The following is a 26,266-nucleotide window of genomic DNA, read 5'->3' as shown; positions in this document are numbered from 1 at the left end:
CTGAACGCACACCCGCACAAAGCAAAAGACCCCAGTCCGGTGGACTAGGGTCTGAGTGGTAGCTCCCCCAACTGGACTCGAACCAGTAACCCTGCGATTAACAGTCGCATGCTCTGCCAATTGAGCTATGGGGGAATGTTCTGTTGTTCTGCCCTGTCAGGCTTGGTTCCTCCTGACAGTGGGTAACTCTACATGAGTCGCGAAAGGGGTTTTGCAAGCACCCCCCACTTGGCGGCTTGATAGGCTCTGACCAGGCACGATGCGAGAGGAGACGCCACATGAAGGGCATCTTGGCGGGTGCGGCGATCGGCTACGTGCTCGGCGCGAAGGCCGGACGGGAGCGCTACGAGCAGATCGTGCGCCTCTGGCACCGCTTCACCGCGAACCCGACGGTGCGCAAGACGGCGGCCCAGGCGAAGGACAAGGCGTTCGAAGCCGCTGTCCAGGCCAAGGATCTGGCCACTGATGCCGCAGGTAAGGCCGCGGATGCCGCGGGCAAGGCGGCCGAGAAGGCTCCCTGGAAGCATCAGGAGGAGAAGAACGGCAAGACCTTCACGCCGCCCGCGACGATGCCGCGGACGTGACGGGCTTCACACCCGGGCGACCGCGAAGATCCGCCTGAAAGGGAACCAAGTGGTGCCGTCGGCTCGCTGCGGGTACGCCTCGCGCAGCCGCGGCGCCAGTTCCGCCACGTAGGCGTCCCAGTCCGTTGAGGACAGTGCCGCCCGCACGGGCCGCAAAGCCGTGCCCATCACCCATTCGAGCACCGGGTCCTCGCCGGACAGCCGTTGCACGTACGTCGTCTCCCAGACGTCCACAGTGGAGCAGTCGCCGAGCAGGTCCGCGTACTCCACGGGGTCCAGAACCGGCTTGTCCGCACGGAAGACGTGCGCCAACCCCTCGCCCGCCACCTCACGGATCAGGCGGTGCGACGGGTCCGCGTAGTTGCCGGGGACCTGGAACGCGAGCCACGCGCCGGCGGGCAGCGCCGAAAGCCATCCAGACACGATCGCAGGATGTTCCGCGACCCACTGCAGGACGGCGTTGGACACCACGACATCGGTGTCCGGCAACGGTTTCCACGTCGTCACGTCGTCCACGCGGGCGTCGACACCGGCCGTGCGCGCCGCCTCGACCATCTCCGGCGACGAGTCGAACGCCTCGACCACGGCCGAGGGCCACCGCTGCGCCAGCGACGAGGTCAGGTTGCCTGGCCCGCAGCCCACGTCCACGACGCGACGTGGCTCAGCAGCCCGCACGCGCCCCACGAGTTCGTAGAACGGCCTCGCCCGGTGATCGGCGAAGGCCAGGTACTGCGCCGGATCCCACATACGCCTAACAGTACACGCGTACTGCTAGCCCGCAAGCCTCGCGGCGAACGGCCGCACGGCCTCGCGCACGGACGCCAGGTCGACGCCGGCGTCGCCGCGCGCCTGCCACACCACGCCGTCCTGGCCGGGGATCTTGCGCTGCAGGATCCACACACCGGGCGACTCGACGCGTTCCCGCGCACGGATCGACCCCTCGACGCGCTGGCTGATCGCCCGCAGGACGCGTTCCGGGTTCTCGAGCGCGAACCGGTGTGCGGGAAGGTCTTCGAGCAGGACGACGGGCCCTTCGGTGGACACCTCCGCGGCCTCCACCAACCGCAGCGCGCCTTCCCACTTCGCCTTGCTGACCAGGTGCCAGCCGATCCGACGCGGCTCGGCACCCGGCACCCACAGCCCGAACGACGTCACCACCAGGTGCCCGCCGGACTGCACGGCCGCGTGCGCGATCACCGTCTCCTCCGGTTCGAGCACGCCCGTGAACCCGTCCGGCGCACCGTTGCCGAACAACCGCCGGAACAACCCCACTACAGCACTCCCGCGCTCTGCTGCAGGAGCGCCTTGCGGTACTCCTCCAGCGCCACCAGGTCGCCCCACAGCGCCCGGTACTCGTCGGCGTCCTTGATCGGGGACAGCCGCCGCAGACGTGACTTGACGTCCTCGACCTGCTTGCCGACCTGGACCTCCTGCAGCCGCGCGATCACCATCGACACGTAGCGGAACTCGTCGTTCTGCTTGACGGCCAACGGTTCCACGGCGAGCTCGGTCATCACGGACCGCACCGACGCGTGCGAACACCCCTGCGAGATCGCGTCGAGGTACGCGGAGCCCTCGAGCCCGCAGGACGCGCCACCGGCCTCGCGGATGGCCCTGTGCAGCGCCACGTACGCCGGGTCCGTGAAGGACTCGTCCGGCAGCGAGTCGTACAACGGCCCCGCGTACTCGGGCAGCCGCAGCGCGATCTTGAGCACCTCGCGCTCGAAGATCAGTTTCGGGTCGCGCGGGTTCGGCCGGGCCGGGCCGTCGACCTCCACGCCCAGCGCCATCTGGTTCGGGTCGGCCCGCTGGGGGGTGGCGACCGGCCCCTTGCCGCTCGAGACCTGACGCACCCGGCGCACGACCATCGCCTCGTCGTCCCAGCCCACCCACCAGGCGAGGCGCGTCGCGTAGCCGTCGCGCTTGGCCCTGTCCTTGATCTGCCCGACGAACGGCACCATCTTCTTCAGCGCCTCGACGCGGCCGTCGACGGAGTCGAGGTCGTATGCCTTGAGCTGGGCCTTGATCGCGAACTCGATCAACGGGGTGCGCCGCGCCACCAGGTCGCGCACCGCCACGTCGCCCTTGGCCTGCCGCAGCTCGCACGGGTCCATGCCGTCGGGCGCGACCGCGATGTAGGTCTGCGCGGAGAAGTGCTGTTCCCCCTCGAACGCCTTCAGCGCGGCCTTCTGGCCCGCCTCGTCGCCGTCGAAGGTGAAGATGACCTCGCCGTTCACGTCGTCGTCGATCAGCAGCCTGCGCAGCACGTTCATGTGGTCCGTGCCGAACGCCGTGCCACAGGACGCGACGGCCGTCGGCACGCCCGCGAGGTGCATCGCCATCACGTCGGTGTAGCCCTCGACGATGACCGCCTGCTTGCGCTTGGCGATCTCGCGCTTGGCCTGGTCGAGGCCGAACAGCACCTGCGACTTCTTGTAGATGATCGACTCGCTGGTGTTGAGGTACTTCGCCTGGATCGGGTCGTCGTCGAAGATCCGCCGCGCGCCGAACCCGACGACGTCGCCGCTGATCTCCTTGATCGGCCACAGCAACCGCCGGTGGAACCGGTCGATCGGCCCCTGGCGGCCTTCCTTGGTGAGCTGCGACTTGATCAGCTCCTGCAGCTCGAACCCGCGCCCGAGCAGGTGCTTCGTCAGCTTGTCCCAGCCGCCGGGGGCGAACCCGCAGCCGAACTGGCGCGCCGCGGCCTCGTCGAACCCGCGCTCGGCCAGGAACTCGCGCGCCTGCTGCGCCTCCGGCGTCGCGAGCTGCTCGGCGTAGTACTCGGCGGCGGCCTTGTGCGCCTCGATGAGCCTGCTGCGAGTGCCGCGGTCGCGCTGGATCGTGGCGCCGCCGCCCTCGTAGACGAGCTGGATGCCCGCCCGGTCCGCGAGCCGCTCGACGGCCTCCACGAACGACAGGTGCTCGATCTTGGTCACGAAGGAGATCACGTCGCCGCCCTCGCCACAGCCGAAGCAGTGGTAGGTGCCGTGCGACGGGCGCACGTTGAACGACGGCGACTTCTCGTCGTGGAACGGGCACAACCCCTTGAGCGCGCCTCCGCCGGCCCGTTTCAGCGAAACGTGGTCGCCGACGATCTCGTCGATGCGGCTGCGCTCACGCACCAATGCGATGTCGCTCTCCCTGATGCGTCCTGCCACACGCCCGAGTCTAATCCCCTGGCAAACTGCCGACCGTGACCACCGCCGACGTCTTCGGACTCCACCGGACGCACCTCATCGGTGTCGCCTACCGGCTGACCGGCAGCTTCGCCGACGCCGAGGACGCCGTGCAGGAGGCGTGGCCCCGGTTCGCGAAGGCCGAGGGGGTGCAGGACGCGCGCGGCTGGCTCACGACCGTCGTCAGCCGCATCTGCCTCGACCGGCTGCGCTCCGCCGCCGTGCGCCGGGAGACCTACGTCGGCTCGTGGCTGCCGGAACCGCTGCTCACGACCGGCGAGGACGACCCGCTGGCGAGCGTCGTGCAGGCCGACGGGGTGCGGATGGCCGCCCTCGTCGTGCTCGACCGGCTCACGCCCGACCAGCGCGTCGCGTTCGTGCTGCACGACGCGTTCTCCTTGCCGTTCAACGAGATCGCCGACGTGCTGCAGGTCTCGGAGGCCGCCGCGCGCAAGCACGCCTCCCGCGCCCGCAAGGCCGTCGCCGACGCCGAGCCGCCACCCCGCGCCGCGCTGGCCGAGCAGCGGGAGGTGCTGGAGGAGTTCCTGCGGGCCATGGCGAGCGGGGACCTGGACAGCGTGCTCGCGTTGCTGCACCCGGACGCGGTGTTGATCGGCGACGGCGGCGGCAAGGTGCGCACCGCGGTCAACACGGTCTCCGGCGCGGACAAGGTCGCTCGCTTCTTCCTCGGCCTGATGCGCAAGTACGGCTACCCGGAGGAGCACCGGCCGATGTTCGTCAACGGCGACATCGGTGTGCTCATGCCGGCGTACGGCGAAGTGACGTCACGTGTGACGGCGTTCACGGTGCACGACGGCAAGGTCGCGGCCATCTACGACATCGCGAACCCGGACAAGCTCACGCACGTCGTGTTCTGACGCGTTATTGGTCTGGACCGTAACTGGAGCCGGGATCGTTTCGGGGCTAACGTCCGACGCGCTGCCCAAGCCCCCTGCCGCGGGTCGCGACCACCGGAGTTCGAACCATGCCCGAACACGACATCCCCTCACGCCGGGCGTTCCTGGCGACCGGTGCGGCCGCAGTGGTCGCACTGACCGCCGCCGGCACCACCACGGCGCGCAGCGCGCCTCTCCCCCTGACCCCGACCTGCGTCGATGACGACGACACCCCGTCGAACATCGAGGGTCCCTACTTCAAGCGGAACTCCCCGCAGCGCACCAACCTGCGCACGCCCGGCGTCACCGGGATCGTGCTCAGCATCACCGGGTTCGTCTACACGATGAAGTGCAAGCCGATCCCCAACGCGCTGCTGGACTTCTGGCAGTCCGACGACCGGGGTGTGTACGACAACACCACGTTCAAGATGCGCGGCCACCAGTTCACCAACGCCTCCGGCGCGTACGTGCTGGAGACGATCGTGCCCAAGGACTACCCGGGCCGCACACCGCACATCCACGTCAAGGCCCAGCCGCGCGGCGGCCGGATCCTCACCACGCAGCTGTTCTTCCCGGACAACCTCAGGGCGTACGGGATGAACGTGCCCTACCTGAACCGGCGGGACGCCTACCTCGACCGCGAGTGCGAGGTGGAGCTCGGCCCGCTCGTCGGCAACCGCTACACCGCCAAGTTCGACTTCGTCCTGGACATCTGACCTACCACCCCAGAGCTCACCAACGCAGTCGCAGCAGCTTCCCGACGTCGCGGAGCTTCGGGATCGCGCTGACGACCTTCATCTGGATCCTGCCGGACCTGGGCAACGCGTCCAGGTGCGGCAGGTCCACGCTGCGCCATTGGTCCACAGTGGTCAGTCCGGCGCGCAGCGCCTCGATCTCACGCGGATCGTCGACGCCCCAGTGCAACGTCGCGCCGGCGTTGCGCACGGCCGGCACGAGCTTCTGCAGCTTGATCCCCCACGAGCCGTAGACGTCGAACAACAGCTCACCGCTCGCGAACCTGCTGGTGATCCTGCTGATCAACGCGTGCCCCTCGGCCTGCGTCAGGTACATCGACAGGCCCTCGAACACCGCCACCACCGGGCGATCGGCGGGCACCTCGGCGAGCCACGCGTCCTCGGTGACCGACGACGCCACCAGCCGGTAGTCACCTCGCGGCTCGGGCAAGAGCTTGTGCCGCAACGCGACGACGTCCGGCATGTCGACGTCGACCCACCGCACGCTGTCCGGCCGTTCGATCCGATGCACGCGGGTGTCGAGCCCGCAGGCCAGGTGCAGCACCGTGCAGGACGGGGTGCGCCGCAGGAACTCGCGCGTCCAGTCGTCCAGCACCCTGCCGCGGATGGCGACGCCGACCGCGCTGGTCGTGTTCATCCCGGTCTTGGCGAAGTCGTAGTCGATGCGGTCCACGGCACGCCTGGCCTCGGTGTCGCGCAGCACGGACGCCGGGCGCTCGCTGTCGAGCGCCCGGCCGTAGAGCGTGGCGAGCATGGTCTCCTGCGCACCTGTCAGTGCGATCTTCTCCACGTCAGATCGACTCGCCGCGGCGGATCACGTAGGTGAAGCTCTCCCAGTCGTCGCCGGCCATGTCGTCGGGCACGATGTCGACGACCTGCGAGCCGCAGTGCGTGAAGAGCAGCCGCACGAGGTTCGAGTCGACGCCGAACATCTCGATGCCGCCGTCCTTGCGCTCGTGGGGCGCCTGCCGGGCCTCGATGACGATCTCCCGCTCGGGCGCGGCCTCGACGGCGACGGCCTCCGGCACCACGACCACGCCGGTCCGGACCGGCGTGCTGCCGACCGCGGCCCACCAGGTGACGCCTTCCTGCACGACGTCCAGTTCGAGGTGGTGCTCCCCGGTCTCCTGCGGTGCGACGACCTCCAGCGCCAGCTCGACGGCGGCACCGGGCGCGAGGTCGTGCGGCAGGTCGGTGCGCCCGTCGTCCCAGGTGACCGGCTCGTCGCCGCGGAGCCAGTGGTTGCCGAGCCTGATCTGCTGACCGGACGGCCAGGTGTGCGCGCTGACGTTGGTGAGCCGCACCCGCACCGTCACGGCCTGACCGGCACCGACGGGAGTGGGCACGTCGACCAGCTCGATGCCGGCCCGCATGCCCTCCGCCGTCAGCTCGTCGCGCCTGGTGGGCCGGCAGGGCAGCTGGAACACGAGCACCCCGCCCGGCCGGACGACCCGCTGCAGCTCGACCAGCGCCGCGAGCTGCAGGGCGGGCGGCGAGTGCTGCAGCGAGATGAGGCTGAGCGCGGAGTCGAACGACTCGTCGGCGAAGGGCAGCCGATATCCGTCGTACGCGACGAAGCTGACCCGGTCGGGGATCCGGTTGATCCGGTTCGCCTCGTCGACCATCGACTGCGCGACGTCGACCCCCACGACCTCGTGCGCGTGCGCGGCGAGCGCGTTGGACAGGCGTCCGGCGCCGCACCCGAGGTCGATCACCCGTTCCCCGAAAGACAGCCCGTTCTTCTCGACGAGCTCGCGCACCGCCGCGATGGGCTTGACCCCGGTCGCGAGGAACTCGTCGAGCTCCCACCCGCCGTGCCGGCGGTCCGGATCGGTGAGGACCGCCCACAGCGGGTCCTCCCGCCCGAGGTCCTCCCAGGTGGACTTGAACCGGTCGACCGGCATGGCGTTGCTCCCCAGGTGTGCATGGCTTGGTGTTTCGCCGGGGAACTCTAGCCTTCCTGCTCGGCCTGCGTACGCGAACGGAGCGTCTGGGCCATCGGTACGCGGCAGGCGTCGCCACTGGTGAAACCCTGGTCCTTGATGTCGAACGCGCTGTTGAACCGCGCCCGCTGGTTCTCCAGCGCGACCTGGTAGGTCAGCGCGACGAGTTCCTTGCGCCCCAGCAGCTCCTCCAGCTCGGCGACCTGCTCATCGGTGACGGTGACGGGCGTCTCGGTCATGGCGTCGGCGTAGGCGAGTGCCTTGCGTTCGAGGTCGGTGAACAGCGGCGAGGTGGCGTAGGAGTCGATGTGCTTGAGGCGTTCGATATCGAGGCCATCGTGCTTCATCAGCATGGCGCCGAAGTCCACGCACCACGAGCAGCCGAGCTTCACCGCCGTCCGGTAGACGCACAGTTCGAACAACGGACCGTGGATCGCCTTCTTGACCGCCAGCTCGTGCCGGCCGCTCGCCATCAGCAGCTTCGGGTGGTGCGCCATCACCGTGACCGGCTCCGGCACCGCGCCGAACTGCCGCCGCGCGAACCAGTAGACGGCCTTCAGCAGCAGGCCCGCGTCCTTCTTCGTGACTCCCTTGATCCTCGTCATGCCCTGTGGACGAGGCAGCCCGCCGGAACGTGACAACACCTTTGGGTGACTGGGGCGCGAGGCGCTCTGCTCATAGGGTCCATCCATGAGCAACGACTTCGTGCTGGACATCGACCACGAGTCGGCCGGCCTCCTGGCGGGAACGCTGCTGGCAGGCGACTCGTGTGCGGTTCCGGTGCGGCACCAGAACGTCAAACTGCTGCTGTGCGCGCTGCCCGGCGAGGACGGGATGCGGCTGTTCCTGCGCCGCAACACGCCTTAGCGGTCGTACACGGCCACATATTCCATGAGCACGTCACGGGACTTCTCGTTGTCGAGCGCGACGGCGTGCATGCGCTGGAAGACGGCCACGGCCCGTTCCACGGTCGCCTCGTCGCTGGCCAGCGTCCAGTTGGCGAGGTAGACCAGCGGCGGCTCGTGCTCGTACTGGATGAGCGCGTAGTCGAGCCCGACCGCCGCCGCCCCGCCCGCGCTGGCCGGCACGATCCTGATCGACGCCGCGTGGAACAGCAGGTGCAGGACCTGGTCCTCCATCAACCGGTCACCGCCGACCACGGTGCGCAGCGCGTACTCGTGGATGAAGAACACGCACTGCGGCAGCACGCCGACCCGCTGCAGGTCCGGCGTCGGCGCGAAGCCCAGCGCCCTGGCCAGCGCCTTCGCGTAGCACTCGGTTCTGAGCAGGACGGGGACGGTGACGCCGCTGAAGCACGTGATCTGCGTGGCGCCCGCCGCGGCGAGCACGACGAGCTGCTCGCCGGCACCGTGCTGGGTCATGACTGGAACGGTAAAGCCATGATCATGATCACGCCGTGCGAAACGCCCGCCCTACAGGGCGAATGGTGCCCGGAAGTGGTTACGGATGAGCAACCTTCCCCGCGACCGCAACGTCCACTGTGGGCAGTGGCTCGCTGCCGCCGCGGTCACGGACGATCTGCGCGAAGAAGAAGACCGCCTTCGAGCGGGCGTGGCGGACGGCGAGCAGGAACGGCCGGTCGACCTCCACGACGATCGGGTCCTTCGAGTACCTCCGTCCCGCACCTCTCGTCCTGGCGTGGTCGAGCCTGGCCGCCGGCTTCATGGTCGGCACCTCGACGTCGCCGCCGGGCGACCAGCACGCGTTCACCTCAGGATCGGGTACGGCCACGCGGTGCAGGTCCAGCGCGAAGTCGATCACGGACGGGCCACCTGCGCGAGGAAGTAGATCGCCCCGGACCGCGCGTGCCGGACGGCCAGCAGGAACGGCCGATCCACCTTCACCACCACCGGGTCCGCCGGGATCTCGAACGACACCGTGCGGAACGTGACGGCGGTGGCCGCCGCGCCCTCGAGGCCCTGCTCGTCCAGCCGCAGCACGGCCTCGTGCACCACGTCGTCGACGAACATCCGCTCGTCCGGCGAGAGGCCGGAGAAGTCGGCGTCGCGGGCGAACATGCGCTCGACTCCCAACCGCCGCAACGTGTTCTTGAGGGCGAACCGCGCCCGCACGTCCACCCGGGGCAGCGAGAGCTCGAGCCGGGTGGAGGCCGAGGCGGTGAGCACGGACGCCGGCAGCGGCTGCTCCAGCGACTCGTCCGGCAGCAGGATCACGGTCTCGACGCCGGAGTCGGCGGGCAGCACGATCGTCTGCCAGCCGTCGTGGCGGGCGTAGCGGAACTTCTCGGTGACCGTCATCGTCGGCACGTCCACGTCGCCGCCGGGCGCGTGGAACGGCTTCCGCGCGGTGTCGGTGAACGGGTTCAGCCAGCCGACCTTGAGGTACAGCGCGTTCACGATGATCGCGGCGGCGTCGGCGGGCGGTGGGTCCGTCAGCAGTTCGGTGATGAGGCCGCGGGTGGTCTCGGCGACGTCGGTGTTGACGAGCTTGCGGACGGTCGCGGGATCGGAGAAGGCGGTGCGCCGCACCGAACCGGCGAGCGAGAAGCCGGGGTCGATCGTGAGGTCGTCGTCGGCCCACAGCGTGTTGGCGACAGCGAGTTCGGGGACGTCGAGCGAGTCCGAGGCGTCGAACCCGGCCAGCAGCCCGTCGAGTTCGGCACGGGTCTCGCCGCGGGCCGCTTCCCGGGCCAGCGCGAGCGCGCTGGCCACCGAGAACGGTGACCAGCACGCGTTCGAGGACGGATCAGGTACGGCGACGCGGTGCAGGTTGAGGGCGAAGTCGGCCTGATCGGTCACAGAAACTCCTCATTGCCTCGGATCTGGCAGTGCCATCACGATCGGATCGTCCGGGACGGGCCGTTCTCCCGCTCCTCCCATCGGCCCGAAAGGCTTGGGGTGTCTCGGTTCGCGCACACCGGCCGAACCGTCGTCGTCCCCCTGGTCGTCGAAGCCCACGGGCACGGCTTCCCTGCTCGGTCTCCGCCACGGCCACGGTCGGCCCGGCGGTCTCGACTCGTCCGCCATGGCATCGAAGCTACGCCGATGCGCGGTGCCAGGCCACGGCCTGTGCGTCGGTGAGCAGCGCGACCTGGTCGACGACGACGCGAAGCCGTGCGGCGTAGGACGAAGCGGCCGCGAACACCGGGCGGAACGCGGGGTCGAGCAGCGTGGGGCGTTCCAGCAGACGGCCCACCAGGTCGGTGATCAGGTCGCGTTGCGTCGCCTGCATGGCCAGGCGCGCCGGGTCGCTCATCACGTACCGGACGGCCATCGCCTTGAGCAGCGCCACTTCCGCCGCGACCTGCTTCGGGACCTCCAGCGCGGCGTTGTACCTCGTCAGCGCGCCGTCGCCGTGCACGGCCCTGGTCGCGGTGACGGCGGCGGAGGCGAAGCGGCCGACCAGTTCGCTGGTGAGGTTCTTCAACGCCACCTGCGCGCCGAGCGAGCCGTCGTACTCGCGGTCCGTCCAGTACGCGATCACCGGCAGCTTCAGCAGTTCCTCGGCGGTGGCCTCGAGCGTCGCGACGGACTCGTCGGAGAACGTCTTCGCGGCGAGCGATGCGATGGCGCCGCGTTCGTCGGGACGGGCCAGCGCGCCGAGGCTGATGCGGTGGGCCAGCACGCCGTCCTCGACGTCGTGCACGGAGTACGCCACGTCGTCGGACCAGTCCATCACCTGCGCCTCGATGCACCGCTCACGCTCCGGCGCACCCGCACGCATCCACTCGAACACCTCGAGGTCGTCGTCGTACACACCGAACTTCACCGTGCCCGGCGTGCGCGTCCACGGGTACTTCGTCGACGCGTCGAGCACCGCGCGCGTGAGGTTCAGCCCGTGCGCTGTCTTCGGTTCGAGGCGCGCGAGGATGCGGAACGTCTGCGCGTTGCCCTCGAAGCCGCCGCACGGACCGGCGAGCTCGTTCAACGCCCTCTCGCCGTTGTGCCCGAACGGCGGATGCCCGATGTCGTGCGCGAGTCCGGCTGTGTCGACGATGTCCGGGTCGCAACCCAGTTCCTCACCGATGCCGCGGCCGATCTGCGCGACCTCCAGCGAGTGCGTGAGGCGCGTGCGCGGCACGCCGGTGACCTCCGAGCCCTCGCCGGGACCGACGACCTGGGTCTTGCCGGCGAGCCTGCGCAACGCCGCGGAGTGCAGCACGCGGGCCCGGTCACGGGAGAACGGCGTGCGCGTGTCGGTGCGGGCACCCGGCAGCGCGGCGCTCTTCGGGTCTTCGGGGAGCAGGCGCTCCGCGTCGTGGCCGGTGTATCCCATCAGCCGATTTTAGGGAGGTTGAGCTCCTCGAACACGCCGGCGTGCGCCTTCATCAGGCGGTAGTAGAGCAAGGCTCCGGTCTCGCGCTTGATGTAGAACCACTGCGTCTGTCGCGTCTGCACGTTCGGGCCGCTGCGGGTCGGGGACGTCCACGCGTGCAGACCGGCGTCCTCGGCCATCGTGCGGGCGCGCAGCGAGTGCCACGGGTCGCTGACGATCACGGCGGTCTTCAGGTCGCGCTCCTTGGCCACCGAGGCGACGGCGCGCAGCGACCCGAGCGTGTCCGCGCCCTCGCCGACCTGCAGCACCCTGTCCTCCGGCACACCGCGCTCGACCAGCCACAACTTGCCGACCTGGCCCTCGGTGAAGTTGTCACCGGGCTGGCGGCCGCCGGTCGTCGCGATGTAGCTGACGACACCCTCCTGGTAGAGGCCGAGCGCGTGCTCCAGCCGGGCCGCGAGCACGTCGGACGGCACGCCGTTGTACTGCGCGGCGCCGAGCACGACCGCCATGTCGGCCTTCGTCCAGTCGTCCACGCGCGCGACCTGCCACACGCGGAACGCCGTACCGGCGCCCACGAGCACGCCGATGACCAACGCCCCGAAGACGAGGCGCAGCACGACTCGGCGAATCCTGGCGAGTGGCTTCAGGGGCGTGGTGCGCACACCATGCATGGTCCCAGACGGACGGCTGTCGCGTTGACGCCCCTGCGAGGATCATCGTCATGCCTGCTGAGCAGCCCACCATCCTCGCCACGTCGGGAGGTCTGCGCTCTGGGCGCCGGACCTTCGCCGAGTTCGACAAGCTGATCCACTTCGCCCTGGACCTGTCCGGGGTCGAGGGCCGGGCGCCGCGCCTGTGCCACGTCGGCACGGCCGGGGGCGACCAGCGGGCGATGAACGCGAACATGGCGGAGGCGGGCAGGGTCGCGGGCGTCGACGTGTCGGTGCTGAACCTCTTCACGATGCCGCCGACCGACGACCTCGAGGACTACGTGCTGTCCCACGACGTCATCTGGGTGGGCGGCGGCTCGGTGGCGAACCTGCTCGCGGTGTGGGAAGTGCACGGCCTCGGCGCCGTCTTCCGCACGGCGTGGGAGGCGGGCGTGGTGCTCAGCGGCGTGTCGGCGGGCTCGATCTGCTGGCACGCGGGTGGCGCGACGGACTCGTTCGGCCCGGACCTCCGGATCGTCACGAACGGCCTGGGGTTCCTGCCCTACGGCAACGGCGTGCACTACGACTCGGAGGAGCAGCGCCGCCCGAAGATCCACGAGGCGGTGGCCTCCGGCGTGCTGCCGGCGACGTACTGCACCGACGACGGCGTCGGGTTGCTCTATCGGGGCACCGAACTCGTCGAGGCGGTGACGGAACGTCCCGGTTCCGGCGCATACGTGGTGGTCAGGGACGATTCTTCAGCAACCGCACAGGAGGAAAAGCTCGACACCAGGCTCCTGTGAGACGGACCTTTGACGTGTGCGCTGGGCTCTGATCCTCTTCTTCGTGGCGGCCGTCTTCGTCGTGCCGGAGGCGTCGCCGTGTCTCGCGCACGGCAAGCCCGCGGCTGATATCTCGCGTGGCCCCGACGTGCTGGACACCGGAGAGGGCTCGCTGGATCCCGGAGACGCTGATACGTCGGACACCAGTTCGGCGATAGCCGATATGTCAGCCGCTGATGTATCGGCTGTCGCCGCTGCGGGCGGCGCGTCCGACGTCGGCATCGCGGTGCTGGACCTGCGGACGGACCAGGTCGTGTCGGAGCAGGGTGACAAGCCGTTCTACTCGGCGTCGCTGTCGAAGCTGATCCTCGCCGTGGACGCGTTGCAGCAGCAATTGTCCGACGAGGACCAGGACCTGATCCACCGCGCGTTGAGCGTGAGCGACGACAACGCCATGGACGTGCTGTGGACGAGGTTCGACGGCATGGACGCCATCGGCCGCGTGGCCGCCGAAGCAGGACTTACAGGTACTCACCGCCCCTGACGACCCCTCACAGTGGGGAGAAGTCGTCATCACCGCGAACGACATGGTGCGGCTCTACCACTACATCCTCGGCTCGCCGGAGCGCGACGCGGTCGTCGCGGCGCTGTCGTCCGCCCCCGCCACCGCCGCCGACGGCTTCGACCAGGCGTTCGGCCTGCTCGGCATCACCGGCGTCTACGCCAAGCAGGGCTGGATGTACTACCTGCCGAGCGACGTCTACCTGCACAGCGCGGGCGTGCTCGACAACCGCTACGCCGTCGCCGTCCTCACCACGAGCCCGACGGGTTCGTGGACCACGGCCCGGCAGTCGATCAACGCCGTCGCCACGGCCGTCCTCGGGAAGCTGGGCGTCAACGGCTGACCTTCCCCGCGTCGCGCCACGGCCGGTCCCACTCGCCGGTGAAGTCGCGCAGCACGAGGATCGCGATCACGAGCAGCACCACGGCCCCGAACGCCATCACCCCGAACAACGTCCCCGCGGGCCCCGTCGTGGCCGAGAAGTCGAACACGGCGATCCCGGCCGCGGCGGGGACGACGACATAGTTGCCGGCGTTGCGCCGGCGAGCCGAGTGCACGTCTGCCACATCCATCAACCGCACCCCGAGCAGCACCGGCATCAACGTCACCAGCAGGCCGACGACCAGCAGGACCACCTGGTGCTCGGTCGCGACCGCCGCCACCGCCACCACGCCGGCCGACAGCGCGAGCCCGACCGTGACCAGCACCGTGGCGAGCACCCGGATCCGCTGGACCGGCGCGCCCCCACCGGTGTCCGGCACGAGTTCGTGCACGACGAAGCTCCGCCTCACGACGATCACCAGCGCCGCGACCACCGGCACCGCGAGCACCAGCACGGCCCCCGCCGCGAAGGTGCCCGGCCTCCCGACGGGTTCGACGCCGAAGCCGAACCAGCAGAACGGGAAGAAGAGCACCAACGCGGCCCCTTCCAGCACCACGAACACGTGTCGCAGCCGGGCAGCCGACTCCTCACCGGTCACCCGTGTCGCCACGACCCCGCCCACCGCCGCGCACGCGCACACCAGCCCGCCGCTCACCGCGGACGCCAGCAGCACCCGCGGGTTCGCCACGTCGGCCACCGCCGCGAACACCACCACCCAGACGAGCAGCACCACCCCTGCCGCCGCCTGTCCACGTTCCCCCGTCATGTCTTGGACACGCGAGAACGCCGCACGATGTTGCTCGTGACTACGAACCAGGGATGAAGGTCTCCGGCAGGCCGCTTCCCCGCGTGTTCCGGTCCACCTGCGCCACGACGAACATCACGGCCCCCGTCGACGCGACCACGGCCACCGTGAAGACGACCGAGCTCAGGCTCGTCAGCAGGCCGTCCGCCTCGGGAAAGTCCGTGTAGAGGGTCTCCAGGGCGATGAAGCCCGTGACGAACGGGACGATGCTCCCGAAGCGGAGCACCTTGACCAGTCGGGACAGGTCCGGCACCTTGATCACGGCCACTCCCACGGCCGCACACCCGAGTGCTGCCAGGACTCCCTCCCCGGCAAGCAGGACGCGGAGGAAGTCGTACAGCGGCAGGGTCATCCCCGCGACGAACGCGGCGAGCGCCAGCCCCGGCCCGGCCGCCACGAGCACGACACCGAGCTGCCTGACCTCCTGCGCGCTCACCGGGCCACCACCTCCGCACCTGGCCGCAGGACGCCGTGCTGCCCCAGCAGCTTGGCGAGCCTGCCGCCGCACGACAGGAAGACGAACAGCGCGACGAGGAACAGCACCCCGTACGAGATCCCCCCGACCACGGACGAGGTCAGCACGAGGTACCCGACCGGCCCCGCCAAGACCGCGCTGACCAGCACGACCACCAGCAGAGCGGCCAGCACGAGGTGACCGCGGTAGCCGGTGCGCAGGTCCGCGACCCGCGTCAGCAGCACCCCCGCGACCACCGCGCAGCCGGCCACGACCAGGCCGAGGACGACGGGCAACGGGCCGCCAGGCGGTGACGCCACCACGAGCCCCACGCCGGACAGGGCTCCGGCCACCGCGGCGCCCCTGCCCCACCGGTGCAGCTCGCGGACGTCGACGGGCCTCGTCCGCAACTCCTCCGGCGTGAGCCGGGGGCCGAGCGCCGGCAACGCCGCCACGGTCAGCACCACCGACACAACCGCGATCACGCAGTACGCCACCGTGCTCACGGTGAACGGCGTCTCCGGATGCGTCAGGTAGCGGTCCCACACGTTCGCGCCGGCCAGAACGGCCAGCACCACCGAGATGGTCGCGGGACGCGCGAAGCGTGCCCCCACCTGGTGCTCGTTCGACCTGCTGAAGACCAGCCCGATCCAGAGCGGCCCCAACGCCACCGCCGCGACGGCCACCCACACGTACCAGGTCGCGATCCCCTTCACCGGCAGGGTCAGCGCCACGGCGATCATCCCGGCCAGCAGCACGGCCCCCGCGACGGCGAGCGGAACCCCGATCCGCGTCAGTCGCTGTGCACTCATGTCCTCTTCACGCGAGAACACGGCGTTCTGTTGCCTCGGGAACGAAAACGGGCCCGGCGGAACACCGCCGGGCGCGAACCTTCGAAGGACTAGCAGCCGACGAGGCGGGCCGCCAGGTACGACTCCAGCTGGTCCATCGCCACGCGCTCCTGCGACATCGTGTCGCGCTCCCGCACCGTCACGGCGAGGTCGGTGAGCGTGTCGAAGTCGACCGTCACGCAGAACGGCGTGCCGATCTCGTCCTGGCGGCGGTAGCGGCGGCCGATGGCGCCGGCGTCGTCGAAGTCGACGTTCCAGTTGCGGCGCAGGGCCGTCGCGAGGTCGCGGGCCTTGGGCGACAGGTCGGCGTTGCGCGACAGCGGCAGCACCGCGACCTTGACCGGGGCCAGCCGCCTGTCGAGCTTGAGCACGACGCGCTTGTCCACGCCGCCCTTGGCGTTCGGGGCCTCGTCCTCGGTGTAGGCCTCCAGCAGGAACGCCATCATCGGGCGGCCGACACCGGCCGCCGGTTCGATGACGAACGGCTTGAAGCGCGAGTTCGTGGCCTGGTCGAAGTACGACAGGTCGACGCCCGAGTGGTTCGAGTGCGTCGTGAGGTCGAAGTCGGTGCGGTTCGCGATGCCCTCGAGCTCACCCCACTCCTGGCCGCCGAACTGGAAGCGGTACTCGACGTCGACCGTCCGCTTCGAGTAGTGCGACAGCTTTTCCTTCGGGTGCTCGTAGTGGCGCAGGTTCTCCTTGGAGATGCCCAGGTCCGTGTACCAGCGGGTGCGCTCGTCGATCCAGTACTGGTGCCATTCCTCGTCCGTGCCCGGCTCGACGAAGAACTCCATCTCCATCTGCTCGAACTCGCGGGTGCGGAAGATGAAGTTGCCCGGCGTGATCTCGTTGCGGAACGACTTGCCGATCTGGCCGATGCCGAACGGCGGCTTCTTGCGGGAGGTCGTCTGCACGTTCAGGAAGTTCGTGAAGATGCCCTGCGCCGTCTCGGGGCGCAGGTAGTGCAGGCCCTCCTCGGTCTCGATCGGACCGAGGTGCGTCTTCAAGAGCCCGTTGAACATCTTCGGCTCGGTGTAGGTGCCGCGCACGCCGCAGTTGGGGCACGGCACGTCGGAGACGTCGCCCTCGGCGACCTCCTTGCCGGTGCGCTCCGCGTACTCCTCGGACAGCGTGTCGGCGCGGAACCGCTTGTGGCACGACTCGCACTCGACGAGCGGGTCGACGAACGCCTCGACGTGACCGGAGGCGACCCACACGTCACGCGGCAGGATGACCGACGAGTCGAGGCCCACGACGTCCTCGCGGCCGCGGACCATGAAGTTCCACCACTGGCGCTTGATGTTGTCCTTGAGCTCGACGCCGAGAGGTCCGTAGTCCCATGCCGAGCGGGTACCGCCGTAGATCTCCCCGCACGGGTAGACGAACCCCCTGCGCTTGCAGAGGCTGACAACGGTCTCGATGCGATCGGCGGGCAAGGGGAACTCCATCGGGGGAATGCGAATCGGGGGGCTCAAGCCTAGCCCGTCACTTCACGCCCCGAACGGGCGACCGGAGCCCTACCCTGCACCAATGGAAGACCGGCTGCGAGAGCTGTGGGACTTCGCCGACCTGGACGGCACCGAGGCGAGGTTCCGCGCGTTCCTGGGTGACGTGGAGACGGACGACGAGCGCGCGGAGGTGCTGACCCAGCTCGCCCGCGTCGAGGGCCTGCGGGAGAACTTCGCCGCGGGCCACGTCCTGGTCGACGAGGCGGAGGTGCTCGTCGCGCCCGACTCGACGGGCCGGGTGCGGGCGTTGCTCGAACGGGGCAGGCTGCACCGCTCCGCCGGCGATCCGCAGGCCGCGCAACCGCTGTTCGTGGCGGCCTTCATCCTGGCGAAGACCCGCGGTGACCTGTCGCTCGCCGTCGACGCCGCGCACATGGCGTCGCTGGTCGACGACCCGGAGAAGTGGACCAGGCAGGGCCTCGAGATCGTCGTGGCGAACCCGGCGCTGGTGCGCTGGCTCGGCCCGCTGCACAACAACCTCGGCTGGTTCTACTTCGAGAACGGCCGCTTCGGCGAGGCGCTGGAGGCGTTCGAGAAGACGCCGGAGGCGTACGCGCAGAGCGGCAGGGCCAAGACGCTGCGCGCGCTGGGCCGCACCGAGGAGGCCGCCGAGGCCGCGCGCAGGGCGTTGGAGCTTCTTCCCCACGACTCGCAGGACGAGTGGGTCGAGGAGATGGAGGCTATCGCCGCGGGTTCGTAGGCCCGGCGGCCTCGCCGAGCCGCACCGTGAACGCGTCCTCGGCGAGCACGCTCGTGTGCGTCTCGACCTCACCGCCGGTGCTGGTCAGCGTCGGCTCGTACATCGCGGGTTCGTCGGTCAGCGCCTCGGACAGCAGAGGGATGACGTGTTCGCGCACAGGGAACGGCGACATCGCGCGCCGATAAGCCACCACGGACTCGAACTCGACCGTCAGCACCCAGCGGTCGTCCTCGTCGGTCGACCGCGCCAGCGTCCCCCTGTGACACCCCGGCTGGGCCGTCAGCAGCCTCAGCGCCTGCTCGACGCGCGCGCTGAACGTCTCGGGGTCGGACACGCGGAATCGGCACACCAGCAGCACGGTGCAAGGATGGCACGGTGACCTCCAAGCGCCCTCTCCTGCCCGGCGACGGCCCACTGGCGCGCGTCCGCCCCGTCGTGGCGTTCCTGCTCGTGCTCGGCCTGTTCATCACCGGCGTGCTGGTGGGCGGCACCCTCGGCGCGGTGCTGCTCGGCGTGCTCCTACTGGGCGCCGCGGTGCTCCTGGCCGCCACCTGGAAGGTTCTTTCCCCAGCTCAGCGCACATTGCGCGTGGTGGTCCTGCTGGTACTGCTCATCATCACCGTAGAATTGGTTGTGAAAATCCCTACCAGGTGAGGTGCGCCGCCATGACCGTTCAACTGCACGGCGAGCACTCCCCCGAACGCGAGGCCCCCGCGCCCGCGGCACCCCGCTCCGCGCACACCCTCGCCGAGGCCGGCGACCTGCTGCGAGCGCTGGCCGCCCCGGTCCGCATCGCCATCGTGCTGCAGCTGCGCGAACACGACCGCTGCGTGCACGAGCTGGTCGAGGCGCTGGGGGTGGCGCAGCCGCTGATCAGCCAGCACCTGCGCGTGCTGAAGTCGGCGGGAGTGGTGCACGGCGAAAGGCACGGCCGCGAGGTCGTGTACAGACTGGTGGACGAACACCTGGCGCACATCGTGGTGGACGCTGTGACGCACGTCGAGGAGAAGTTGTGACCGGACTGAGGTCCACCAAGCAGCGCACCGCGGTGTCGAACCTGCTCGACCAGCTCGACGACTTCCGCAGCGCCCAGGAGCTGCACGAGGAGCTGCGCCGCCGAGGCGAGGGCATCGGCCTGACCACGGTCTACCGCACCCTGCAGTCCCTCGCGGACGCGGGCCAGGTCGACGTCCTGCGCACCGACTCGGGCGAGGCGATCTACCGCCGCTGTTCGGCGCACCACCACCATCACCTCGTGTGCCGCCACTGCGGCCGCACGGTCGAGGTGGAGGGTCCCGCGGTCGAGAAGTGGGCTGACCGGGTGGCGGCCGAGAACGGCTTCTCCCAGGTCAGCCACACCGTCGAGATCTTCGGGACGTGCGCGGAGTGCACGGCCAAGGGGCTCGCCTAGGAGGTTCGTCATCAGCGCCGCCGACGAGGAAGACGAAGAAGAAGACGACTTCACGGTTCTCAACAACGTCGGCGACGGTGATCACGGCATCGTCGTCCAGGCCGGTTCGATCAACAGCGTGCATGTCGGCTCCCCGGGCGACTCCCCGTACGCGCTCGCGAACCCGATCATCGCGACGGTGCACGTCGAACCATCGCTGACCTCGCTGTTCGTGGACGACGACCCGCCCAGGGAGATGGCGCGCGGCGGAGACCGCCACGTCATCACCGTGGAGGCGCGGACGACCAGGGCCGTCGTGCTGCTCGGCCTGCGGCCCGTCGTGGTGTCCCGGCGGCCTCCCCGCCGGGCCTGCGTGGAGGTGCGGATCGGCGGGTTCATCACGCCACGCCCGTTCACCGCCGACTTCGACAGCGACCGGCCCCGGCTGACCGCGCTGCGACGCGACTTCCCGTTCAGCGTCAGCGCCACGGACGTGGAGCTGTTCCACTTCACGCCGCACGTCAGCACCTCCGAGGTCGGCTGGCGGCTGGAGCTCGACTGGCTGGTCGCGGGTGTGCGCGGCACCACCGTGATCGACGACGACGGCGAGCCGTTCGGGCTGTACCCGCCGGGAGTGCTGTCCGACGAGGGCCACGAGTCCGACCTGAGCTGGGGGTGCGGGATGTTCCACCTCCCCGGTTGCCCCGCGGAACGGCTGGCGGCACTCTCCCGGCCGGGCTCCCCCGAGGTCCGGCCGGATCGGCTCGACACCGTGCCGGACCTGCTGGCCGCCGCACCGGCCGAAGATCCCGTGGACGAGGCGAACTGGCCCGCCTACGAGGAAGTCGCCCCGCGCGTCTGCGTGCTCGTCTCCCACACACCCGAGGAGAGCCACGAGCCGAAGCCGTTCCGTGCGCTCGCGTTGCGCGTTCTGGATTACCTCAACGCATCAGGGCAGTCAGAACTCGGCGCCACCACGGCCCGTGCTCTCCAACGCGCCTGGGGCATCGAGTTGGGAGGGAACCACCGCGACACCCTCGCCGTCGCCAACCGGCTCGCCGGATATCTGTTCAAACTCGGTGACCGGCAACAGGCGTACTTCCTGTTCGAGAGCACCTACAGGCGCCGGGTGCGGGCGTTGGGCGAGGACGACCCGGACACGTTGACGTCGGCGGCGAACCTCGCCATGTCCCTGAGCCTGCACGGGATCAGCGATCGCGTTCGCCGGCTTCGCGCGGACATCCTGCGACGCAGCCGCCGGGCGCTCGGCGAGGACCACCGCGACACGTTGACCGCGGCCGCCGTCCTGGGCCACGTGCACCTCGCGGACGAGGACTACGAGGCGGCGCGCGCGCTCCTGTCCGACACGAGGAGGCGGGCCGAGCGCGTGCTGGGCCCGCACCACCACGTTACGCACAGCGCCACCCGAGGACTGGCCTCGGCCTTGAAGGCGCTCGGGGAGACCTACGACTCGTAGGGCTCGACCGGCTCGGCCACGGGCGTGAAGGACTCCACGGTGAAGCTCGGCACCCAGGAGTTCTTCTCGTTCGCCGACTTCGGCACGACCTGCCCGGTCACCTCGACCCACTGCTCGTCGGGCAGCGCGGGCACGTCGCCGATGGCCTTGACCTTCAACGGCCGGGCGTCGGCGGCGCAGCACGAGATCGCGAGCCGTGCGACGTAGGTCTCGCCCTCGGCGCGCAGCAGGAAGCCCGTGAGCTTCACCTTGCGGCCGTCCAGCGTGCCCGACTCGTCCCACGCCGTGCGCGTGACGAACTCCGTCATCGACAACGGGATCACGTCGCCGGACGGCAGTTCGCCGAGCAGGTTGCGGGAGCGCTGCGTCTGGTTCGTGTCGGCGGCCGAGTTCACGACGTCGCCGCCCAGCGCGGGGGGCGAGATCAGGAACACCGCCAGCACCGGCAGCAGCATCAGCCACGTCGAACGCGACGAGTGCGAGTGCTCGTGGTCGTCCTCGGATGCCGCCTTGCCGCGGCGGATGTCCTGGACGATCGCGAACAGCGCGAGGCCGATCATGATCACGCCGGCCGCGATCAGCAGCGGCAGCAGCGACTTCTGGACGTACCGCAGGTACAGCCCGGAGAAGCTGATCTTCAGCAGCGCGCCGCCGAGCAGCACCAGGAGGATGTTCTGGGTTTCCCGCCTCACAGCAGCACCACTCCACTCACGACAGCGCACAAGATCGCCACCACGAAGGTAGCGGGTGCGAAGCGGAAGGCGAAGGACTTGCCGAACGCACCGGCCTGCAGCGCGATCAGCTTCACGTCGACGGCCGGGCCGACGACGAGGAACACCAGGCGCGGCAGCAGGGGCAGCGCGGAGAACGCCACCGCCACGAACGCGTCGGCCTCGGAGCACAGCGCGAGGACGACGGCCAGGAGGGCCATCACGATCACGCCGAGCACGATCTGACCGCCCAGCGTCTGCATCCACGCGGTCGGCACGAACGTCTTGAACACCGCCGCGAACAGCCCGCCCAGCACCAGGAACCCGCCGGCGTCCACGAGGTCGTGCCGCGAGCTCTCGGCGAAGACGGCCCACTTCGACCGGCCGGTGTGGTCGGCCATGCGGGCCAGGGCCCGTTCGGCGATCCACTCCATCTTGCCGAAGCGCACCCACAGCCAGCCCATGACCATCGCGGTCAGCAGCGAACCCGCGAACCGTGCGACGACCATCATCGGGGCGTCGTTGAACGCCACCGCGGTCGACACCAGCACGATCGGGTTCACGGCAGGAGCGGCCAGCAGGAACGTCAGGGCCACGGCCGGTGCGACACCCTGTTGCATCAGCCTCTTCGCCACCGGCACCGAGGCGCACTCACAGCCCGGCAGGGCGATGCCCGCGACACCGGCCACGGGCACGGCCAGCGCCGTCTTCGAGGGCAGCAGCCTGCGCAGCGCCGAGGCGGGCACGAACGCCGCGATGGCGCCCGAGATCAGCACGCCCAGCACGAGGAACGGCATCGCCTGCACGCAGATCGCCACGAACACGGTCGACGCCGTGCGCAGCTTCGGCACGTCCAGCAGGTCGACGAGCCGTGACTGGAAGAGCAGTGCGAGAACGAGGATCCCGCACAGCACCTCCAACGACGTGATCTTCAGCCGAGGCCCGCCGGAGCGCCGCTTCGACGAGCGGATCTCGCCGGTGATCGTCATTCCGAGTCCGCGTCCAGGTCCAGCAGGCGGCGGTACTGGCGCGCCATGCCCTCGCGGATCTCCTCGGGCGACGGCGGCTCGTCGAACTCCGCCTCCTCCTCTTCGAGGTCGTCGTCGTCGAAGTCGACGGGAGTGCCGTTGACGGTCTCCTCCTCGTCCTCTTCCTCGGCCGCGGCCTCGCGGAGCTCCTCGATCGTCGCGGAGACGTCCTGCGCCGACAGCGCGGGCAGCATCGGCTTCACGATGGCGAGCACGCCGCCCTCTTCGTCGTCGAGCGCCACGGCCTCGGCCAGCGCGACGGCGTGGTCGCGCTCGTACGGGCCGCAGATGAACGAGTCCCAGTCGTCGCCGCCCGAGGGCTCGAACGTGACGGTCCAGGGGAACTCGTTGACGTCCGAGTCCTCTTCCGGCTCGTAAATGATCACGCCACCCATCGAAGGGTCCTTTCTCAAGAAAAGCGGGAGAGGAGCTCGCCGCGCACCTGCGACGCGGTCGACACGACGAGCATGAGCAGCGTGCTCAGCGGCTCGGGCTTGAGGCCGTCCGCCGGGAAGGCGTAGCGCAGCATCACGTCGGTGCCGCGCTCGGAGTGGATCACGCCGAGCGTGCCGAACAGGCCCTGACCAGCGCGTTCAGCGACCCATCCCGCCGCCTCGGCCGGCAGGTCCCACGCGACTACGACCGTCAGCGAGAGGACCGTCAGCCCTTCGGCCAGTTCCATGCCCTGCACCGCGCACGGCACGTCGCCGTGTCGGAAGCTCAACGCGCCATCGTCGTCCACGGAGACGTCGTGGAACAGCTCCAACGCCTTGCGGGCGGCCTCCAGGGCCTCACCACTCGCGTTCACGACGACACCGCCTCCTCACCTGGCTTGTCCACGGCACCGCCGAAACGACGGTCGCGGCCCGCGAACTTCTCCGCGGCACGCCACAGGTCGCGGCGGTCGAAGTCGGGCCACAGGATGTCCTGGTAGACCATCTCGGCGTACGCGGACTGCCACAGCAGGAAGTTCGAGATCCGCTGCTCGCCGGACGGCCTGATGAACAGGTCGACGTCGGGCATCTCCGGCTTGTACAGGTACTTCGCGAGGGTGCGCTCGTCGACCTTGTCCGGGTTGATCTTCCCTGCGGCGACCAGGCGCGCGACCTCGCGGGCGGCGTCACCGATCTCCGCGCGGCCGCCGTAGTTCACGCACATGACGAGGTTCAGCACGTCGTTGTCGGCCGTGCGGACCTCGGCCTCCTGCAGCTGCTTGATGACGCTGCCCCACAGCCTCGGCGAGCGGCCGGCCCAGTGGATGCGGACGCCCATCTCGTCGAGCTCGTCGGTGCGGCGCGCGATCACGTCGCGGTTGAAGTTCATGAGGAAGCGGACCTCTTCGGGGCTGCGCTTCCAGTTCTCGGTGGAGAAGGCGTAGAGCGAGAGCCACTTCACGCCCAGCTCGATCGAGCCCTTAGCGACGTCGAGCACGACCCGTTCGCCCTGCTTGTGACCCTCGACCCGGGACAGCCCGCGCTGGTTCGCCCAACGGCCGTTGCCGTCCATCACGATCGCGATGTGCTTGGGCACCAGGTCGGCGGGGATGTCCGGGGGCGTCGCACCGGACTCGTGCGGCTCCGGCGGGCGCGGTACGCGCTTCTCACGCTCGGAGCGGCGGCGGCGCAGCATGGGGCTAGGCATCCTTTCGACCGAAAACCGTTGTCGGTAGGCGCCACATTAGCCGTCCGCCGGCTGTGCCTTCCGCTCGACCAACGGCAACGAACGCAGCTGCCGTTCGAGGTGCCACTGCAGATGTGCCGCGACCAGGCCACTCGCGTCCCGGCGGGCGATGTGCGGGATCTCGTCGACCACGGTCCACTGCCCGTGCAGCAACGCCGAGAGCAACGCCAGCGTGTCCTGGGACGGCGACGACGACCCGGCAGGACGGCAGTTGGGGCAGCACGAGCCACCCGCCTGGACGCTGAACGCCCGGTGCGGACCCGGATCACCGCACTTCGCGCACTCGTTCACCGCGGGCGCCCACCCGGCGATGGCCATCGCCCGCATGAGGAACGCGTCGAGCAGCAGCGACGGGTCGCGCTCCCCCGTCGACAACGCCTTCAACGCCCCGGCCACGAGCATGTACAGCCGCAGGACCGGTTCGCCCTCTTCGGACGTGAGGCGGTCCGCGGTCTCGGCGATCGCGCACGCCGCCGTGTACCGCTGGTAGTCCTTCACGATCCCCACGCCGAACGCGTCCAGCGTCTGCACCTGCGTGATGATGTCGAGCGTTCTGCCGGGGTAGAACTGCACGTCGACGTGGCAGAACGGCTCGAGCCGGGCGCCGAACTTCGACGTCGTCTTGCGCACGCCCTTGGCCACGGCACGGAGCTTGCCGTGGCGCTGGGTCAGGAAGGTGATGATCCGGTCCGCTTCACCGAGCTTCTGCACACGAAGCACGACTCCGGTGTCGCGGTACAGGTTCGCCATCAGATCCCCATCGTCAGAAACCCAGGCGGCGCAGCTGCTTCGGGTCCCGCTGCCAGTCCTTGGCGATCTTGATGTGCAGGTCCAGGTACACCCGGCTGCCCAGCAGGCGCTCGATCTGCTTGCGGGCCTCCATGCCGACCTGCTTGAGCCGCTCGCCCCGGTGCCCCAGGATGATCGCCTTCTGCGACGGCCTCTCCACGAACACGAACGCGTGGATGTCGATCAGGTCGTCGCGGCCTTCGCGCGGCTCCATCTCCTCGACCACCACGGCGATGGAGTGCGGCAGCTCGTCGCGCACGCCCTCCAGCGCGGCCTCGCGGATCAGCTCGGCGACCAGGGTCTGCTCGGGCTCGTCGGTCAGGTCGCCGTCCGGGAACAGCTGCGGGCCCTCCGGCAGCTTGCCCAGCAGCAGGTCGCTCAGCTTGTCGACCTGGAAACCGTCGACCGCGGAGACCGGGATGATCTCGGCGAACTCCATGACCTTCTGCAACGCGAGCAGCTGCTCCATCACCTGCTGCGGCGACACCAGGTCCGTCTTGGTGACGATGCCGAGCACGGGCGTGCGCTTCGCGACCTTCTCGAGCTCGGCGGCGATGAACTTGTCACCGGGGCCGACCTTCTGGTCCGCGGGCACGCAGAAGCCGACGACGTCGACCTCCGACCACGTCTCGCGCACCAGGTCGTTCAGCCGCTGGCCGAGCAGCGTGCGCGGCCGGTGCAGACCGGGCGTGTCGACCAGCACGAGCTGGCCGTCCTCGCGGTGCACGATGCCGCGGATCGTGTGGCGGGTGGTCTGCGGCTTGCTGGACGTGATGGCGACCTTCGTGCCCACCAGAGCGTTCGTCAGCGTCGACTTCCCTGCGTTCGGGCGGCCGACGAAGCACGCGAACCCGGAGCGGTAACCATCCATTCGTCCATTG

At 69.7% G+C, this 26,266-nt stretch carries 35 protein-coding genes and 1 tRNA gene; 12 read left to right on the top strand and 24 right to left on the bottom strand.

Features of this window, described 5'->3' with window-relative positions; all coding sequences use genetic code 11:
• Window positions 1-62 precede the first annotated feature (62 nt).
• Window positions 63-135: transfer RNA gene (locus tag IEY88_RS38935), tRNA-Asn, on the bottom strand.
• Window positions 136-278: 143 nt separating this feature from the next.
• Here IEY88_RS38935 and IEY88_RS38930 point away from each other — a divergent pair.
• Window positions 279-584 carry a hypothetical protein gene (locus tag IEY88_RS38930; protein ID WP_189159934.1) on the top strand — a complete coding sequence of 102 codons (306 nt, stop codon included), beginning with the start codon at window positions 279-281 and terminating at the stop codon, window positions 582-584.
• Window positions 585-590: 6 nt separating this feature from the next.
• Here IEY88_RS38930 and IEY88_RS38925 read toward each other — a convergent pair whose 3' ends face one another.
• The 3 genes from IEY88_RS38925 to dnaG are packed head-to-tail and all read right to left on the bottom strand — an operon-like array spanning window position 591 to window position 3,745.
• Window positions 591-1,331: a trans-aconitate 2-methyltransferase gene (locus IEY88_RS38925; protein WP_189159933.1), complete on the bottom strand. Its 741-nt coding sequence runs from the start codon at window positions 1,329-1,331 to the stop codon at window positions 591-593.
• A 24-nt stretch (window positions 1,332-1,355) separates the two neighbouring features.
• Entirely contained in the window at window positions 1,356-1,856 is a 501-nt protein-coding gene (locus IEY88_RS38920) for a hypothetical protein (RefSeq protein WP_189159932.1), read from the bottom strand.
• Window positions 1,856-3,745, bottom strand: coding sequence for a DNA primase (gene dnaG, locus IEY88_RS38915; protein WP_189159931.1), 1,890 nt, complete (start codon window positions 3,743-3,745; stop codon window positions 1,856-1,858). Before dnaG ends, IEY88_RS38920 begins: the two co-directional genes overlap by 1 nt.
• 35 nt (window positions 3,746-3,780) lie before the next feature.
• On the opposite strand from dnaG, the gene IEY88_RS38910 reads away from it, so the two are divergent.
• Window positions 3,781-4,641 (top strand): sigma-70 family RNA polymerase sigma factor, encoded by an 861-nt coding sequence (locus tag IEY88_RS38910; RefSeq protein WP_229694168.1) that lies wholly within the window; start codon window positions 3,781-3,783, stop codon window positions 4,639-4,641.
• Between the two features lie 107 nt (window positions 4,642-4,748).
• Window positions 4,749-5,375: a dioxygenase family protein gene (locus IEY88_RS38905; protein WP_189159930.1), complete on the top strand. Its 627-nt coding sequence runs from the start codon at window positions 4,749-4,751 to the stop codon at window positions 5,373-5,375.
• A 16-nt stretch (window positions 5,376-5,391) separates the two neighbouring features.
• On the opposite strand, the gene IEY88_RS38900 is transcribed toward IEY88_RS38905, so the two are convergent.
• Genes IEY88_RS38900 through IEY88_RS38890 form a run of 3 tightly spaced genes read right to left on the bottom strand, consistent with a single transcriptional unit; the run spans window position 5,392 to window position 7,962 of the window.
• Window positions 5,392-6,204 carry a class I SAM-dependent methyltransferase gene (locus IEY88_RS38900; protein WP_229694167.1) on the bottom strand — a complete coding sequence of 271 codons (813 nt, stop codon included), beginning with the start codon at window positions 6,202-6,204 and terminating at the stop codon, window positions 5,392-5,394.
• A gap of 1 nt (window position 6,205) precedes the next feature.
• On the bottom strand, window positions 6,206-7,318 hold the full coding sequence (locus tag IEY88_RS38895) for a methyltransferase domain-containing protein (RefSeq protein WP_189159929.1): 1,113 nt from the start codon (window positions 7,316-7,318) through the stop codon (window positions 6,206-6,208).
• 47 nt (window positions 7,319-7,365) lie between these two features.
• Window positions 7,366-7,962: a carboxymuconolactone decarboxylase family protein gene (locus tag IEY88_RS38890; RefSeq protein ID WP_189159928.1), complete on the bottom strand. Its 597-nt coding sequence runs from the start codon at window positions 7,960-7,962 to the stop codon at window positions 7,366-7,368.
• Window positions 7,963-8,047: 85 nt separating this feature from the next.
• On the opposite strand from IEY88_RS38890, the gene IEY88_RS38885 reads away from it, so the two are divergent.
• Window positions 8,048-8,224: a hypothetical protein gene (locus IEY88_RS38885; protein WP_157512840.1), complete on the top strand. Its 177-nt coding sequence runs from the start codon at window positions 8,048-8,050 to the stop codon at window positions 8,222-8,224.
• Here the strand turns inward: IEY88_RS38885 and IEY88_RS38880 are convergent.
• The 5 genes from IEY88_RS38880 to IEY88_RS38860 all read right to left on the bottom strand — a co-directional run bounded on the left by IEY88_RS38880 (window position 8,221) and on the right by IEY88_RS38860 (window position 12,279).
• Complete coding sequence (locus IEY88_RS38880; protein WP_189159927.1) at window positions 8,221-8,739, bottom strand: Scr1 family TA system antitoxin-like transcriptional regulator; 519 nt, start codon at window positions 8,737-8,739, stop codon at window positions 8,221-8,223. The two genes, IEY88_RS38885 and IEY88_RS38880, sit on opposite strands and share 4 nt — an antisense overlap.
• A 79-nt stretch (window positions 8,740-8,818) precedes the next feature.
• A complete protein-coding gene (locus IEY88_RS38875; protein WP_189159926.1) occupies window positions 8,819-9,139 on the bottom strand; it encodes a hypothetical protein in 321 nt (106 codons plus the stop codon).
• Window positions 9,136-10,137 (bottom strand): serpin family protein, encoded by a 1,002-nt coding sequence (locus tag IEY88_RS38870; RefSeq protein ID WP_189159925.1) that lies wholly within the window; start codon window positions 10,135-10,137, stop codon window positions 9,136-9,138. The genes IEY88_RS38875 and IEY88_RS38870 overlap by 4 nt, the downstream gene beginning before the upstream one ends.
• A 238-nt stretch (window positions 10,138-10,375) precedes the next feature.
• On the bottom strand, window positions 10,376-11,614 hold the full coding sequence (locus IEY88_RS38865; RefSeq protein WP_189159924.1) for a deoxyguanosinetriphosphate triphosphohydrolase: 1,239 nt from the start codon (window positions 11,612-11,614) through the stop codon (window positions 10,376-10,378).
• On the bottom strand, window positions 11,614-12,279 hold the full coding sequence (locus IEY88_RS38860) for a YdcF family protein (protein ID WP_229694166.1): 666 nt from the start codon (window positions 12,277-12,279) through the stop codon (window positions 11,614-11,616). The genes IEY88_RS38865 and IEY88_RS38860 overlap by 1 nt, the downstream gene beginning before the upstream one ends.
• 59 nt (window positions 12,280-12,338) lie before the next feature.
• On the opposite strand from IEY88_RS38860, the gene IEY88_RS38855 reads away from it, so the two are divergent.
• The 3 genes from IEY88_RS38855 to IEY88_RS38845 are packed head-to-tail and all read left to right on the top strand — an operon-like array spanning window position 12,339 to window position 13,954.
• Window positions 12,339-13,070 (top strand): Type 1 glutamine amidotransferase-like domain-containing protein, encoded by a 732-nt coding sequence (locus IEY88_RS38855; protein ID WP_189159922.1) that lies wholly within the window; start codon window positions 12,339-12,341, stop codon window positions 13,068-13,070.
• A gap of 16 nt (window positions 13,071-13,086) precedes the next feature.
• Window positions 13,087-13,593, top strand: coding sequence for a serine hydrolase (locus tag IEY88_RS38850; protein ID WP_189159921.1), 507 nt, complete (start codon window positions 13,087-13,089; stop codon window positions 13,591-13,593).
• Between the two features lie 43 nt (window positions 13,594-13,636).
• On the top strand, window positions 13,637-13,954 hold the full coding sequence (locus tag IEY88_RS38845; RefSeq protein WP_308426050.1) for a hypothetical protein: 318 nt from the start codon (window positions 13,637-13,639) through the stop codon (window positions 13,952-13,954).
• Here the strand turns inward: IEY88_RS38845 and IEY88_RS38840 are convergent.
• From IEY88_RS38840 to IEY88_RS38825, 4 genes are all read right to left on the bottom strand, one after another.
• Window positions 13,944-14,759, bottom strand: a complete 816-nt coding sequence (locus IEY88_RS38840; protein WP_189159920.1) for a hypothetical protein — start codon at window positions 14,757-14,759, stop codon at window positions 13,944-13,946. The two genes, IEY88_RS38845 and IEY88_RS38840, sit on opposite strands and share 11 nt — an antisense overlap.
• A gap of 40 nt (window positions 14,760-14,799) precedes the next feature.
• A complete protein-coding gene (locus IEY88_RS38835) occupies window positions 14,800-15,234 on the bottom strand; it encodes a hypothetical protein (RefSeq protein ID WP_189159919.1) in 435 nt (144 codons plus the stop codon).
• Window positions 15,231-16,064, bottom strand: coding sequence for a hypothetical protein (locus IEY88_RS38830; protein ID WP_189159918.1), 834 nt, complete (start codon window positions 16,062-16,064; stop codon window positions 15,231-15,233). Before IEY88_RS38830 ends, IEY88_RS38835 begins: the two co-directional genes overlap by 4 nt.
• An 89-nt stretch (window positions 16,065-16,153) precedes the next feature.
• A complete protein-coding gene (locus IEY88_RS38825; protein ID WP_189159985.1) occupies window positions 16,154-17,539 on the bottom strand; it encodes a glycine--tRNA ligase in 1,386 nt (461 codons plus the stop codon).
• A 94-nt stretch (window positions 17,540-17,633) separates the two neighbouring features.
• On the opposite strand from IEY88_RS38825, the gene IEY88_RS38820 reads away from it, so the two are divergent.
• Window positions 17,634-18,311: a tetratricopeptide repeat protein gene (locus tag IEY88_RS38820; protein ID WP_189159917.1), complete on the top strand. Its 678-nt coding sequence runs from the start codon at window positions 17,634-17,636 to the stop codon at window positions 18,309-18,311.
• On the opposite strand, the gene IEY88_RS38815 is transcribed toward IEY88_RS38820, so the two are convergent.
• Window positions 18,292-18,669, bottom strand: a complete 378-nt coding sequence (locus IEY88_RS38815; protein WP_189159916.1) for an antibiotic biosynthesis monooxygenase — start codon at window positions 18,667-18,669, stop codon at window positions 18,292-18,294. The genes IEY88_RS38820 and IEY88_RS38815 overlap by 20 nt on opposite strands.
• A 17-nt stretch (window positions 18,670-18,686) precedes the next feature.
• Between IEY88_RS38815 and IEY88_RS38810 the strand changes: the two genes are divergently transcribed.
• From IEY88_RS38810 to IEY88_RS38795, 4 genes are all read left to right on the top strand, one after another.
• Window positions 18,687-18,965, top strand: a complete 279-nt coding sequence (locus IEY88_RS38810) for a hypothetical protein (protein ID WP_189159915.1) — start codon at window positions 18,687-18,689, stop codon at window positions 18,963-18,965.
• 11 nt (window positions 18,966-18,976) lie between these two features.
• The gene (locus IEY88_RS38805) at window positions 18,977-19,327 is read left to right on the top strand and encodes an ArsR/SmtB family transcription factor (RefSeq protein ID WP_189159914.1); all 351 of its coding nucleotides are present in this window, start codon (window positions 18,977-18,979) and stop codon (window positions 19,325-19,327) included.
• The gene (locus IEY88_RS38800) at window positions 19,324-19,722 is read left to right on the top strand and encodes a Fur family transcriptional regulator (RefSeq protein ID WP_189159913.1); all 399 of its coding nucleotides are present in this window, start codon (window positions 19,324-19,326) and stop codon (window positions 19,720-19,722) included. Before IEY88_RS38805 ends, IEY88_RS38800 begins: the two co-directional genes overlap by 4 nt.
• A gap of 118 nt (window positions 19,723-19,840) precedes the next feature.
• Complete coding sequence (locus IEY88_RS38795) at window positions 19,841-21,178, top strand: tetratricopeptide repeat protein (protein WP_189159912.1); 1,338 nt, start codon at window positions 19,841-19,843, stop codon at window positions 21,176-21,178.
• Here IEY88_RS38795 and IEY88_RS38790 read toward each other — a convergent pair.
• Genes IEY88_RS38790 through era form a run of 7 tightly spaced genes read right to left on the bottom strand, consistent with a single transcriptional unit; the run spans window position 21,166 to window position 26,256 of the window.
• Window positions 21,166-21,870 (bottom strand): TIGR03943 family putative permease subunit, encoded by a 705-nt coding sequence (locus tag IEY88_RS38790; protein ID WP_189159911.1) that lies wholly within the window; start codon window positions 21,868-21,870, stop codon window positions 21,166-21,168. The two genes, IEY88_RS38795 and IEY88_RS38790, sit on opposite strands and share 13 nt — an antisense overlap.
• Complete coding sequence (locus IEY88_RS38785) at window positions 21,867-22,877, bottom strand: permease (RefSeq protein WP_189159910.1); 1,011 nt, start codon at window positions 22,875-22,877, stop codon at window positions 21,867-21,869. The genes IEY88_RS38790 and IEY88_RS38785 overlap by 4 nt, the downstream gene beginning before the upstream one ends.
• Window positions 22,874-23,302: a hypothetical protein gene (locus IEY88_RS38780; protein ID WP_189159909.1), complete on the bottom strand. Its 429-nt coding sequence runs from the start codon at window positions 23,300-23,302 to the stop codon at window positions 22,874-22,876. Before IEY88_RS38780 ends, IEY88_RS38785 begins: the two co-directional genes overlap by 4 nt.
• A 23-nt stretch (window positions 23,303-23,325) precedes the next feature.
• A complete protein-coding gene (locus IEY88_RS38775) occupies window positions 23,326-23,724 on the bottom strand; it encodes a YbjN domain-containing protein (RefSeq protein ID WP_189159908.1) in 399 nt (132 codons plus the stop codon).
• Window positions 23,721-24,545: an isoprenyl transferase gene (locus IEY88_RS38770; protein ID WP_189159984.1), complete on the bottom strand. Its 825-nt coding sequence runs from the start codon at window positions 24,543-24,545 to the stop codon at window positions 23,721-23,723. Before IEY88_RS38770 ends, IEY88_RS38775 begins: the two co-directional genes overlap by 4 nt.
• Window positions 24,546-24,593: 48 nt before the next feature.
• Complete coding sequence (gene recO / locus IEY88_RS38765; protein ID WP_189159907.1) at window positions 24,594-25,346, bottom strand: DNA repair protein RecO; 753 nt, start codon at window positions 25,344-25,346, stop codon at window positions 24,594-24,596.
• A 13-nt stretch (window positions 25,347-25,359) separates the two neighbouring features.
• On the bottom strand, window positions 25,360-26,256 hold the full coding sequence (gene era, locus IEY88_RS38760) for a GTPase Era (protein ID WP_189159906.1): 897 nt from the start codon (window positions 26,254-26,256) through the stop codon (window positions 25,360-25,362).
• Window positions 26,257-26,266: the final 10 nt, after the last annotated feature.

The sequence above is a fragment of the Lentzea pudingi genome (assembly GCF_014646255.1).
In the GTDB taxonomy this organism is placed as follows: domain Bacteria; phylum Actinomycetota; class Actinomycetes; order Mycobacteriales; family Pseudonocardiaceae; genus Lentzea; species Lentzea pudingi.
Note: the sequence above shows the minus strand (reverse complement) of the source record. Positions and strands in the feature narration are given on the sequence as shown.